The organism is Lysobacter yangpyeongensis (genome assembly GCF_042655745.1).
Classification (GTDB): Bacteria; Pseudomonadota; Gammaproteobacteria; order Xanthomonadales; family Xanthomonadaceae; genus Agrilutibacter; species Agrilutibacter yangpyeongensis.
Genome location: NZ_JBHSNM010000001.1, coordinates 644574 through 658345, shown reverse-complemented (window position 1 = coordinate 658345; position 13772 = coordinate 644574). Strand labels below are relative to the sequence as shown.

1 protein-coding gene is annotated in these 13772 nt (G+C 67.0%); it reads right to left on the bottom strand.

Annotated features, from left to right (window positions below; translation table 11 throughout):
• Positions 1-207 precede the first annotated feature (207 nt).
• Positions 208-13578 carry an autotransporter-associated beta strand repeat-containing protein gene (locus tag ACFPN1_RS02910; protein ID WP_386752834.1) on the bottom strand — a complete coding sequence of 4457 codons (13371 nt, stop codon included), beginning with the start codon at positions 13576-13578 and terminating at the stop codon, positions 208-210.
• Between the last annotated feature and the right edge of the window lie 194 nt (positions 13579-13772).

The following is a 13772-nucleotide window of genomic DNA, read 5'->3' as shown; positions in this document are numbered from 1 at the left end:
CGATGGCGGCAAGACGATGCAAGGCGCTCCGATGCGCAAATCCATGCGTCAGGATGGCTTGCCGGACGCGACCGTCTGCATCGCTCTGGCAGCAGCCGAGCTTGCTTTTTTTGCCCATGGCGAACAGGAGTTCGCGGATTGGCGCCGAGGACGCCTCCGGCAGACCGAGCCGTCAAGCGGCCCGGCCCGGTGTCTTCTGCTCCCTCATTACCACTTGATGCGGACACCCACGTTCACCGAGCGCTGCTCCTGATCAGAACCGCTCACGCTGCGGCCGTAGGACGCGGCGCCAAAGAGACTGACGCCCTCGCCCAGACGGGCTTCGACACCCAAATCGATCGTCGCGGAGGTGCCAACGTCATGGGCGGGGAACGGTTGCGTTTCGCCGTCCGCACCCGGCACGACCAGCGCATCGTCCTTCTCGCCTACAGTGTTCTGCACGCCTACCGTCACCCACGGCCGGATGGTGCCGCCGTTCGCGGTCAGCCGGGTCCGCTCGACGCGCAGCGACGCGCGCGCGGTCCCGAACACGTCGTCGTCGATGACCAGTTGCTTGTCGCTCGCGTCGACGGTGTCGCCCCAATGCATGGCTGTGGCCGCGAACTGCAACTGCGGTTCCAGCATCCAGCCGCCCGAGAGGTGGAACGAATGTCCGGCACGGGCGCTCAGGGCCAGGCTATTGCCGGTGATGGTCTGGCGGAATCCGTCTTCCGTCTGGATGTCGGCATGCGGCACTTGAGCGGTCAGCGTTAGATCGACGTAGGACGACGTGTTCCACGACGTGCTGGCATACAGGCCACCGGCAGGCGCGCCCACGTTCACGTTGGCTTCGCCCAGGCCCGGCAGGTCGGTGGAGTTCGCACCTGTCGTCCAGTAGTTGCCCTGCTGGTAACCGAGGAACATGCCGCCGCGGAACGTGCGCCCGTCGTGCTCGGAAAGCATCGCATCCACGCCGGCATACAAGCCCACGGCGTCGCCACTGAAGGCGAAACCCGGGTTGGCGCCCATTTTCAGCTCGCTCGCCGTCGCCGCGATCCAGACGCCATGGCAGTCGTCCACCAGTGCGGCGTCAGCGCGACGCGACTTCTCTTCAGGACGACCGCAGGCCGGCGTGGCGTCTTCGCGCATGCCGCTCATGCGGTCGTGGACGAGGTTGAAGCCCTGCTCGCCCAAGGTCCGGCCTACGCTGGGGAGGATCGCGTAGCCGGAGATTTCCGGAAGCAGCCCGTCGGCCGCCGACGACAGGTACCAGTTGTGGTCGGCCTGTTGGCCGAACGTCCACGGATAGACGCTTCCGCTCAGGCGCACGTTGCCGTCGACCGCACCGCTGGCGACGAAGCTGCCCTGGGTGGAGAGGTCGTCGTTGGGGCTGGAGATGACGAGGATCGACGCAGGCCGAGTGGGGACTTCCGAACCGTCGGGCTTGAACACCACCGAGGTGGTGCCGGTAACGTCGCCCTGGATATCCAGCCCGCCCGCGCTTTGCGTGCCCGGCGAGACCGAAATCTCGATCGCGCCATTGCTGCCCGCGTAATTGCCGCTGATGCCCAGGCGGTTGTCGCCGACATCGATCCGGCCCGCATTCTCGACGCTGCCGGTCAGGCTCGCGCCGGCGCCGACGATCCAGCTAGACGTGTCATCGATGGCCAGCACACCGCCGCCCAAGTCGATGGCGCTGTCCGACGTCAGCGTCGTGTTGCCCAGCAGTTCGACCCGCTCCCAGTTCGCGATGCTGTCGAGGTTGTCGTCCTGCAGGTCCAGCGCACTGAAGCTGAGAACATCGGCCGTACCGCTGCCGCCGTCGATGCCGGTCAGGCCGCTCAGATCGCCGCCGACGAAATGCACCGCGTCGTTGCCGTCGCCAAAGGCCAGTGAACCTTTCACCGTGCCCATCGACAGGAAGGTGTCGTCGCCGCTGGTTCCGGTGAAGTCACCCTGCACATCGAGCGTCGCGCCGATATCTACCATGGTGTCTTGGCTGGCCAGAACCGCGTCCGCAGCCACTTCGAGAGCGCCGCTGCCGACCTGCGTCAGCGCGTAGGCCTGGTTGCCTTCGAGCACCAGGGTGCCGGCGCCGTCCTTGTACAGCGCCTCGAAGTTGACGGTCGGACCGAGCGTCATCGTCGTGTCGACCTGCGCCAGCACCGTATCCGAGCCCGCACCGCCGTCCAGGGCGTTGCCCAGGCTGCCGAGGTCCGCGCCTTCCATCAACAACAACCGGTCATTGCCGTCGGCAAGCGAGATCGTGCCATTGCCGGTGACCGATCCGGCGACCTCCATCAGGTCGTCATCCGCGCTGCCAGCGTAGTTGCCGTCCACGTTCAAGGTCGAGCCCGACGCGACGATCGTGTGCTGCACGCCAGCGAGGCTGCCGGCCGCGCCGATGTTCAAGGTGCCGCTGTCGACCTCGACCGTGCTGAAGGACGAAGCGGCGGGGCCGTCGATATTCAGCGTGCCGGTGTTGGTCTTCGTCAGGGTTTCGAAGTTGATCGCACCGCCCAGCGTGGCCGTGCCGGCGAGGTCGGCGATGAAGGCGTCGGTGCCCGCGCCGCCATCGATCGAAGTGGCCAGGCCGGACAGATCCGCCCCGTCCTGGATGGTGAAGCTGTCGTTGCCAGCAGCCAGATCGACGCTGCCACTGCCGGCCACGGTACCGGCGACCACCATCGTGTCGTCGCCGCTGGTGCCGGTGTAGCTTCCATCGACCTGCAGCGTGCCGTCTGCTGTCACGATCGTGTTCTGCGCGGCGACGCTGCCGCCGGCACTGACCTCCAGCGTGCCGGCCATAACCTCCACATCGATGAAGGACGAGGGACCGTTGATCTGCAGCGTGCCATCGCCCGACTTGCCCAGGGACTCGAAGCCCAGCAGGCTGCCCAGCGGCACGAGATTGCCGGCGCCGACGTTGACGTTGAGCATGTCGTTGCCGAGCCCGCCATCGACCGTACCCGTCATCGCGGTGGTGTCGTGCACCACGAACATGTCGTCGCCGTCGCCGAGCGAAAACACGCCGCCGTCGGTGTCGAGCGTACCGGCGACATCCAGGACGTCATTGCCGTCGCCCAAGCCCCCAGTGGCCTGCAGGAGCGCGCCGTCCGCCACGTTCACCGTGTTGGTGCCGTCGCTTCCGGTGAGGGCGGCATAGCCGCCGCCGCTGCCCTGCAACGTGCCGTCGACATTGAGCGTCGTGTCGTCGTCCATCGCCACTGTCGGCGTCTGCAGCGTGCCGGCCACGGTGAGCGCACCCGCGTTGATCGTCGTGCCGCCGGCGAATTCCTGCGTGCCGGTCAGCGTCGCTTCGCCGGTGTTGTCCTTCTGCAGCTTCTCGAAGTTGACGACGTTGCTGCCGTCGAAGCTCAGTGCACCGGCGTTGTTCAGCACCACCGTGTCGCCGCTGCCATGGCCGCCGCCGCTGATGGTGGTCGCCAGCACGGCGCCATCGTTGAGCGTCAGCGTGTCCTCGCCGCCGCACAGATCGATGGTGCCGCTGCCGGAGACCGTGCCCGCGACCGACAGCGAATCGTTGCCGTCGCCGCAGCCGAAGCTGCCGTCGACATTCAGCGTGGCTCCGGCGCCGACCACGGTTTCCAGCGTGCCACCGGGTGCCGCGGCGACAGCGCCGCCGGGGCCGATGTTCAGCGTGCCGCCGAGGACATCGACTGTCTGCAGCTCGGTCACGCCAGGGCCGGTGATGTTCAGCGTGCCGGTACCGGTCTTGGCGACGCCTTCGAAGTTGACCAGCGCGCCAAGATCGGCCGTGCCGTTGATGTCGTAGACGCGCGTGTCCAGTCCCGCACCGCCGTCGACCGTACCCAACACCACGGTGCCGTCGTGCACGACGAAGTTGTCGTCGCCGTCGCCGAGCGCGAAGGACCCGCCGGTATCGAGCACGCCAATCACGTCGAGCGTATCGTCGCCGTCCCCCAGGTCGCCGCCTGCGATTGCCGTGCCGACGATGGTCACTGTGTTGGAACCCGTGCTGCCGGCGATCGTCGCGGCGCTGCCGCCTCCTGCTTCGAGCGTGCCGTCGACGGTCAGCGACGTGCCGTCGCCCATGGCGACCTCTGGCGTCGTCAGGCTGCCCTCCACCACCAGTTCGCCGCCAAGGATGTCGGTGCGCAGGCTGTAGTCCTGGGTGCCCACCAGCGTGGCGGTGCCCGTGTTCTGCTTGCTCAGCACCTCGAAGTTCGCGACCGATCCGGCGCCGAACGTCACGTCCGACGCGTTGTCGAGCACGATGGTGTCGCCGCTGCTGTCCGCGCCGCCGTCGAGCACGCCGGTGAAGCCGCTGAGGTCCGCGCCATCGCGCAGGATGAGCGTGTCGTCGCCGTCGTCGAAGCCGACGACGCCGCTACCGCTGATCGCGCCGGCCACGTCCATGGTGTCGTTGCCGGCCGAACCCAGGTAGCTGCCGTCGACGTTCAGCGTTGCGCCACCGGCGACCGTCGTTGCGACGACGCCGTCGATGCTGCCCGCCGCGCCGACATCCAGCGTCCCTCCTTCCACGTTGACCGTGGTGAAGGCGGAAGCCGCCGGGCCGTCGACATTGAGGACACCCGTGTTGGTCTTGGTGAGCGTCTCGAAGTTGATCGCCCCGCCCAGCGTGGCGCTGCCGGCGAGATCCGCAATGAAGGCGTCGATGCCGGCGCCGCCATCGAGCGATGAGGTCAGGCCCGACAGATCGGCGCCATCCCGCAGCGTGAAACTGTCGTCGCCGTCGGCGAGGTCGATGGTGCCGCTGCCCGTGACCGTGCCGGCGACGACCATCGTGTCGTCGCCATCGGTGCCGGTGTAGCTGCCGTCTACCTGCAGCGTCGTACCCGCGCCGACCGTCGTGTTCTGCGCCGCGACGCTGCCAGTCCCGCTGATTTCGAGCCTGCCACCCGTCAGGTCAACATCGATGAAGGTCGAGGGACCGTTGATCTGCAAGGTGCCATCGCCTGACTTGCCCAGCGATTCGAAGCCCAGCATGCTCCCCAGCGGAACCAGGTTGCCGCCACTAACATCGACGTTGAGCAGGTCGTTACCGGCACCGCCATCCACCACTCCCAGCATCACGGTGCTGTCGTGCACGACGAACGTGTCGTCGCCGGCGCCCAGGTCGAAGATGCCACCGCCCGTATCAAGGGTGCCGGCGACATCGACTACGTCGTCACCACCGCCCAGGTCGCCGCTGGCCTGCAGTAGTGCGCCATCGGCGACGTTGACCGTGTTGGTCCCGGAACTGCCGGTGATGGAGGCATAGCCGCCGGCATCGCCCTGCAGGGTTCCCGCGACGTTCAACACGGTGTCGTCGGCCAAGGCAACCGTCGGTGTCGACAGCGCACCGGCCACCGTCAGCGCACCGCCGTTCACCGCGGTGCCACCGGTGAAGCTGGTAGTCCCGGTCAGCGTGGCTTCGCCGATGTTGTCCTTCTGCAGGAACTCGAAGTTGACCGTGTTCGCAGCGTCGAAGCTCAGCGCGCCGGCGTTGTTCAACACCACCGTGTCGCCCGCGCCGTGCGTGCCGCCGCTGATGACCGCCGCCAGCGTCGCGCCGTCGTTGAGCGTCAGCGTGTCCTCGCCGCCGCACAGGTCGATGGTGCCGCTGCCGGAGACGGTGCCCGCGACGTCGAGCGTGTCGTTGCCGTCGCCGCAGCCGTAACTGCCGTCGACATTGAGCGTGGCGCCGGCCGCTACAGTCGTATCCAGCGTGCCACCGGCAATCGCCGTGACACTGCCACCCAGGCCGACGTTCAGTGTGCCGCCGTCGACATGGACGATGTTGAAGGACGACGCGGCCGGGCCGTCGATGTTTAGGGTCCCGGTGTTGCTCTTGGTCAGCACTTCGAAATCGACGACGCCACTCAGCGTGGCCGAGCCGGCGAGATCGGCGATGAAGGCATCGGTGCCCGCGCCGCCATCGATCGCATTGGCCAGCCCGGAGATATCCGCGCCATCCTGCAGGGTGAAGCTGTCGTCGCCCGCGCCCAGATCGATGTTGCCGCTGCCGATGACGGTACCGGCGACCACCATCGAGTCGTCGCCACCGGTGCCGGCGAAACTGCCGTCCACCTGCAGCGTGGAGCCGATACCGACCGTCGTGTTCTGCGCGGACACGCTACCGCCGGCACTGACCTCCAGTGTACCGGCCGAGACACCCACGTCGATGAAGGACGACGGGCCGTTGATCTGCAGCGTGCCTTCGCCGGATTTGCCCAGCGATTCGAAGCCCAGCAGGCTGCCCAGCGGCACGAGATTGCCCGTACCGACATCGACGTCGAGCATGTCGTTGCCAAGTCCACCATCGACCGTGCCCAGCATCGCGGTGGTGTCGTGCACGGCGAAGGTGTCATCACCGGCGCCTAGCGCGAGCACGCCGCCATCGGTGTCGAGCGTACCGGCGACATCCAGCACATCGTTGCCGTCGCCCAGGTCGCCGCTGGCATGCAAGAGCGCCCCTTCGGCGATGTTCACGGTGTTGGTGCCCGTGCTGCCGGCGATGGTGCTGTAGCCGCTACCCGATCCCAACAGCGCGCCCTCGACATTGAGCGTGGTGTCGTTGGCCATCGCGACCGTCGCTGTCTCCAGCACTCCGGCTGACGTCAGCGCGCCTCCTTCGATGTCCACCGACTGCCAGTTCTGCGTCCCCGTAAGGGTCGCGGTGCCGGTGTTCTGCTTGCGGAGGATTTCGAAATTGACGGTCTGGGTATCGCTGAAGACGTAGTTGCCGGCGATGTTCAGGGCCACCGTATCGCCGGCGCCATGGGCGCCGCCGTCGATGGGATTGGCTCCGGTCAGGCTGGCGCCGTCGTTGAGGACGAGCGTGTCGTCGCCGTCGGCGAGACTGATCGTGCCGGCTCCGCTCACCGTGCCCGAGACATCCATGACATCGTCGCCGCTGCTCGCGGTGTAGCTGCCGTCCACGTTGAGGGTCGCACCGAGGGACACGTTGGTGTTGAGGAGGTTGCCGGCCTGCGCGACGACCGTCGCGGCGGCTTGCACGTCCAGCGTTCCCTCTTCGACGCGCACGTCGGCGAGCTCCGACACGCCGGGTCCGGTGATGTTGAGGGTGCCCGCACCGCGCTTGGTCAGGCCTTCGAACTCCTGCAATGCGCCGACATTGGCCGTGCCGGCCAGTTCGAAGATTCGCGTGTCGGTGCCCGCGCCGCCGATCACCGTGCCGAGCACCAGCGTGCCGTCGTGGACCAGGAAGGTGTCGTCGCCGTCGCCGAGATCGAGCGTCCCCGCGCCGGTATCCAGTACGCCGGACACATCCAGCACATCGCTGCCGTCGCCCAGATTGCCGCTGGCCAGCAGAGTACCCGTGGCGCCGACAACAATCGCGTTGTCTCCCAATCCACCGTCGAGCACGGTCTGCGTGCCGCCGGTGCCCTGGACGAGACCGTCGACGTTGAGCGTCGTGGTGCCCGTCGTATTGGTCAGGGCGAGCGTCGGCGTGGTGAGGCTGCCGTCCACGTCCAGGGTTCCCGCATTGATGGTGGTGCCGCCGCTGAAGTTGCTCGCGCCGGTGAGCGTGGCGACGCCCTCCTGGTCCTTCACCAGGAACTCGTAGTTGGCGACATCGTCGCCGTCCAGCGTCATCGCCAGCGCGTTGTTGAGGATCACGGTGTCGCCCACATCGTGCGCGCCGCCGCTGATCGCATTGACCTGCACCAGGCTGGCGCCATCGTCGAGCGTGAGCGTGTCGTCTCCACCGCACTGGTCGATCGTGCCATTGCCGGCAACGGTGCCCGCGACCGTGAGGGAATCGGCACCGGTGCCGCAGCCGTATGCACCGTCCACGTCGAGCGTGGCGCCATTGGCGACCGTGGTCGTCAGCGTTCCGCCCGCGGCGGCTTCGATGGCGGCTCCCGCCGCCACGTGCAGCGTTCCCGCATCGACATTGACGTTCGCGAAGTCCGATGTGCCGGGTCCTTCGACGTGCAGCGCGCCGCCGCCCGTCTTGGTCAGCGTTTCGAAGCCTTGAACGACGCCGAGACTGGCGGTGCCCGCGATGTCGGCGTCGAGCGTGTCGATGCCTGCGCCGCCGATGACCGTGCCCACGACGTCGGTGTCGTCGTGGATGACGAAGGTATCGTTGCCATTGCCCAGGTCGAAGCTGCCCGCGCCGGTATCCAGGGTGCCGGCCACGTCGAGCCGGTCGGTACCGCCGCCCAGCGCGCCGATGGCGAGCAAGGTCGCGCCGGCGTTCACGTTGACGACATTGCTGCCCGCACTGCCGATGATGAGTGCCTGTGTTCCGCCATCGGCCTCCACACTCCCGTCGACATTGAGCTGCGTCGTTCCGGTCGCGTTGGTCATCGCGATGACCGGGGTGGTCAGGCTGCCGACCACGTCCAGGGTGCCGCCACTGATCGTCGTGTTGCCCGTGTAGGTGTGGCTGCCGCTCAGCGTTGCCGTGCCCGTGTTGCTCTTGAGCAGGTTTTCGTAGTTGGTGACCGAGCCCTGGGCGAAATCGAGCGTGCCGGCGATGTCCAGTTGCACGGTGTCGCCGATGCCCGGCGTGTTCGCGCCGCCGTCGAAGACGCCGGCGTAGCCGCTGACATCGGCGCCGTCGCGCAGGGTCAGCGCGTCGTCGCCATCGCATTGATCGATGGTGCCGGTGCCGGTGACGTTGCCGGCGATGTCGATCGAATCGTTGCCGTCGCCGCAACCGAACGCGCCATCGACGTTCAGCGTGGCGCCGGAGGCGACCGTCGCATCGAGCGTGCGGCCTGCGGTGGCGATGATCGCCGCGCCAGCCCGCACGTCCAGCGTCCCGGCGTCGACATCTACGGTGCTGAAGTCGGAGTCGCCGGGGCCATCGAGATGCAGCACGCCTGCGCCGCTCTTGGTGAGCGTTTCGAAGCCCTGCACCACATCGAGGGCCGCGGTGCCGCCGATGTTCGCTTCGAGCGTGTCGATGCCGGCGCCGCCGAGCACGGTGCCGATGACATCGGTGTTGTCATGGATCAGGAAAGTGTCGTCGCCATCGGCCAGGTCGAAGCTGCCCCCGTCGGTGTCGAGGGTGCCCGCGACGTCCAGGCGGTCGTCGCCTGCGCCGAGCGTGCCATTGGCCAGCAGATTGCCGGCGGGGTCCACGCGAACGGTGTCGTCGCCCGTGCCGCCGGTGATCGCGACCGCATCGCCGGTCGAAGTGCGCATGGCGCCGGCGACTTCCAGCGTGGCGCCGCCATCGTCGCTGAAGGTGACATCGTCGGTGAGCAGGGTGCCGGGCGTCACCAGCCTGCCGTGCTCCATCACCACGTGATCGATATCGCTGTTGCGCGTCATCGTAGTGGCGCCGGTACCGCGCTGGACGAGCGTTCCGTCGCCGATGATCGCCTGGGCCAGATTGAAGGCGTTGGAATGATTCGCCACGAGCGTCGCGCCGGAGGCCACCAGCGCAGTCGTGCCCGTGCCCATGTTGCCGGTGGTGCCGCCCGTGCCCAGTTCCAGCGTGCCGGCATTGATGGTGGTGGTGCCGGTGTAGGTGTTGTTGGCGCTGAGCGTGAGCGCGCCGTCGCCGGTCTTGGTCAGACCACCGAGCGCGCTGGTGCTGCGCAGCACACCGCTCATGATCGCGTCGCGACCGGCGGTGCCGTTGTTGACGCGCACGGTCCGGCCAGCGGCGCCCAGGTTGATGCCGTTCTGGAAATCCACTGTGCCGTCGGCAGTGACATAGCCAAATACCAGCTCGTGGCTGGTCGGCACGAAGCCGCCGCTGCCCCAGGTCAGCTCGCGTGCGTCGCCGAACAGGTTGACCACCTGGGTGCCGTCCCAGGCTGCGAACCCGCCGGAGCCGATCCAGCGCACGCCCTGCTCATAGTTGTCGTCGTCCAGCGCTTCGGTTCCGTATGCCGGCAGCGGCCCCGTCGCCCCATCCGGATCGACGCCAACCGTCGTGCCGTTGTTGTCGATGAAGGCGAGCCCTCGGGTGCTGGTGCCGCGGAAAAACCCGCCGCTGGCGGCGGTCAGGCCCAGCACGCCACCGGTGCCATCGGCGGTGCCTTCGAAGCGGATCAGGCTGCTGCGTTCGCTGGAGCCGGTCGTGCCATGGCTGCTGGTGACGCCGAAGCCGCCAGTGATCGCGCCGGCATCGTCCGCGCGCAACGCACCGCCGAAGATGCGGGTAAGGCCCGCATAGGCATTCGCATGCGCGTTGTTGTCGGTGACCAGGGCCCACAGACCGGGGCCCTCCTTGATGAGATTGAAGATGTTGTTGGGGTTGTGGAACTCGGCCGGCGTGAGGCCGTTGACCAGCGTCGGCGCAAACAGGTTGTCGCCGGTATTGGTGCCGCCCAGGAACTGCGTGAAGCCGCCATTGCGGTCGACGATCAGCCCGGTGTTGGTGAGCACCAAGGCACCGGAGCCGGAGGATTCCAAGTGGGCGTTGCCCCATGACCAGAACAGGCGGTCGGTCGTATCCCCGCTGCCGACGTAGCGCACCGTTCCGCCAGCGCCGCGAAAGTCGGCGATTAGGTCGCCGCCGCCCACAGCGGAGGCGTCGCCCGCATTGGCGATCGAGGTGACTTCGAAGGTGCAGCCATTGGGATTGAAGCGGCCGGTGAAGGTATTGGCGCCGCCCAGGCGCCACACGCTGCCGGCGGCGCATTGGGTGCCGATGAGCGAGGTCGTACCCGCGCCGTCGGAAATGACGCCCGAGAGGATGTTCGGATCGTCGGCCACACCATCGCCGTTCGCATCCGTGCTGACGAAAGTGCCGCCGACGCGCAGTTCGTTGCTCGCGCCGCTGACGGTCGTGGCGATGTCACCGCCGATCTCTAGTACGCCGCCCCCACGATTGAACAGATGCAGCAGTGCGCCGCTACGTCCGGACAGGCCGATATTGCGGTTGCCGCTGGCGGGGCCGGCGCCGGTGTACACCATGGCGCCGTTGTGGCTTCCCAATTCAATGGTGGCGCCGGTGCCGAACGAACTGGCCGTGCCAATGTCCGTGAAGGTGTTGAAGTAGACGTACATGCCATCGGTGGCGCTTGTAATGTCGCCGCCGTTGATCCGCGTGGTTCCCGAATAGGTGTTCAATCCGAACAGGTCGATATCGCCCTGCCCCATCAGGTCCAGGCCACCCGCACCCTGGATCACGCCCTGCAGGCGGACATCGCGATCGAGATTGTTGCCCTCGTTGACATTGATCGCGCGCGCCGCTGCGCCCAGATCGATGCCGTTGTCCCACACCACGGTGGAATCGGCGAAACGGCCGGCGAAACGCAGCATCTGGCCATCGGGCACGAAGCCGCCGGCACCCCAGGTGAGGGTCGCGCCGGCACCGCCGATATTGACGTGCCGTTCGCCACCGATGGCGCCGAAGCCGCCGGAGCCGGTCCATTGGATCTGGTTGCCGCCGGCCCCTAGAGACTCGGTGAAATCGCCGTAGGCAGCGGTCAGCAGCAACATGCCACCGTTGTTGATCGTGTCGGGACCGTCGAACTGGATGTTGCTGTTGGCCGAGTTGGCCCCTGCGCTGCCGAGAATCAGATGGCCAACGCCTGCGGTGCCATCGCCGATGACCGTGGCACCCGAGTAGGTGTTAGTAGCGGTCAGCTCCAGGCCGCCGTTGCCCAGCACGTGAAGACCGCCACTGCCCACCAGCGCGCCGCTGATCATTGCGTGGTCGTTGACGTTGCCGTTGTCCGCGCGCACCTCGCGCAGACCGCCGGAAAGGTCGATACCGTTCTGGAAATCCACCTGGCGGGCGTCGCCGCCGGTGGCATTGGTGCCCAGGATCAACGCGTGGCCGTCGGGCACGAAGAGACCGTCGTTCCAGGTGAGCGTGGCGCCGGCTCCGCCCAGGTTGACGGTGACGTCCGACTGGTTGTTCAGCGCATAGAAGCCGCCGGTGCCAGCCCAGCGCAGCTCGCCGCCGCCGGCGCCGTTGGGCATGGTGATGCTGGGTTCCGCATTGGTGCCGTAGATGAGGGTATTGCTACCGTTGTTCAGGCCCTCGAAGCGGATGTTGCTGTCGGGCGACAGGCTGGTGCTGTTCAGTACCAACTGCGCGGCGTTTCTGATGATGGTGTCGCCGCTGTAGGTATAAGCGCCGCCATCGAACCAGATGGTGCCGCTGGCCAGGGTCAGGTCGCCGGTGAAGCTCAGCGGTCCGTTGAAACGGACATTCCCGCCTTGCGTCTGCACCGAAAGCTGGTTGGCACCGGTATCCTGCAACGGTCCGCGCACGGTCAGGTTGTGGCCGCCGACGCCCAGGTGCAGCAGCGTGTCGGCCGTGAGCACCGTGGCGCCGCTCCAGGTGGCGTTGCCCAGGCCATCGATGTAGCGGTCGCCCCCGGTGAGGGTCACATCGTGGTTGAGCGTGTTGTTGGTCTCCACGCGCAGGGTGCCGCCGTTGAGGACCAACTGCGCGGCGTCCGTATCCCCGCCGAAGGCATCGCCTTCCACACGGAGATAGCCGCCGTTGAGAGTGACCACGTTGCCGGCGGCGGCAGCGGCCGCATCGGTGCCCCTCATGAAGAGCTGACCGGCATTCACCGTGATGCCGCCGGTAAAGCTGTTGGTGCCGTCCAGGTAGAGACTGCTGTCGACGCCGCCGCCTTCGTTCAGAACCAGGCTGAGCTTGTTGGCGCCGGTATCCGTGAGGTTGCCCGCAAAGACGGTATTGCCGTTGGCACCGGTGTTGGTCACCTGCAGCGTGGTATTGGCCGTCAGGACGAGATTGCCATTCCAGGTGCTGGTGAGATTGGCGAATGGCTGGTTGATGTTGATGGTGCCGCCGCCGGCAGCGGTGATGTTGTGGGTCAGACTGACGCCGCCCAACCAGAGGTTGCCGCCGTCGTTGACCACCAGGTTGGCGGCCGCGGTATTGCCGCCGAATGCATTGGCGTTGTTGACCTGCAGCACGCCCCCGTTGTTGACGGTGACTACGTTGGCGGCGCCGTTGAAGCTGTTGCTGCCGCTGCCCACCAGGCGCGCGTTGTTGTTGACGGTGATGCCGCCGGTCAATGTGTTGGTGCCGCCCAGCATGATCCAGCCGCTGGTGGAGGTACCGTTCACGGTCAGGCCATTGCTGCCGGCCAGGACCGAGTTGATCGTCGCCGTGTTTCCGCCGGTAGTGCTGATGAACGGGTTGGTACCGGCCAGAGTCAACGTGTTGCCGGTGATCGTGTAACCGTTGGCGAGGAAGTTCAGGCTGTGAGCTGTGATCGGCGACCCTAAGGTAACCGTGCCGGCGGTGCCGCCGAAGAAGGCGTCGTCGAGCCCCGCATTGTTCCAGCCAAACACGCCCCCGCCCGTACCGGTAGAGCTGCTGTTCCAGAACAGGTTGGTAGCGCTCCAGACGCCCGTGCCGCCCAGGCCTGCCGTGTTGCCGTTGATATCCCAGTAGCGGTCGGCGGCGCGGGCCGGAAGATGGAGCCCGAGCAGAGCCAGCGCTATGGCCAGACGCAACGGCCATGGGCCTGACGGCGCGTTGTCTGTCGCACCGCGTAGCGGCTGGTGGCAGTCGACTTCGACGTGCCTTTCGATTCCGCCGCTCCGCTTGCCGCGACGCGAGGCCAGTTCCGAGACGACGACCCAAGCGCCCTGCACGTGCGACCAGATGATGCGGAATACGTGGTTCATGCCCTTCCCCTGGATGTTTCAGGCGCTGTTGCCGACGCCTGGTTGGAAGTTGCTACTCGATGTGGCGGGTCAAGCGCGATCGGTTAGTGCCAGGCGACCGCGCTATGTGTCCAATCCGGCGACCCGACAGCCGTTTATCCGGTTCGCATGCCGGGTACGTCGTGCAAGGCACGCCAGCGAGCGCGCCCATTCAG

Excerpts from the sequence above, each read along its gene's own strand:
- ACFPN1_RS02910 (WP_386752834.1), bottom strand. The coding sequence starts at position 13,578 with ATGAACCACGTATTCCGCATCATCTGGTCGCACGTGCAGGGCGCTTGG.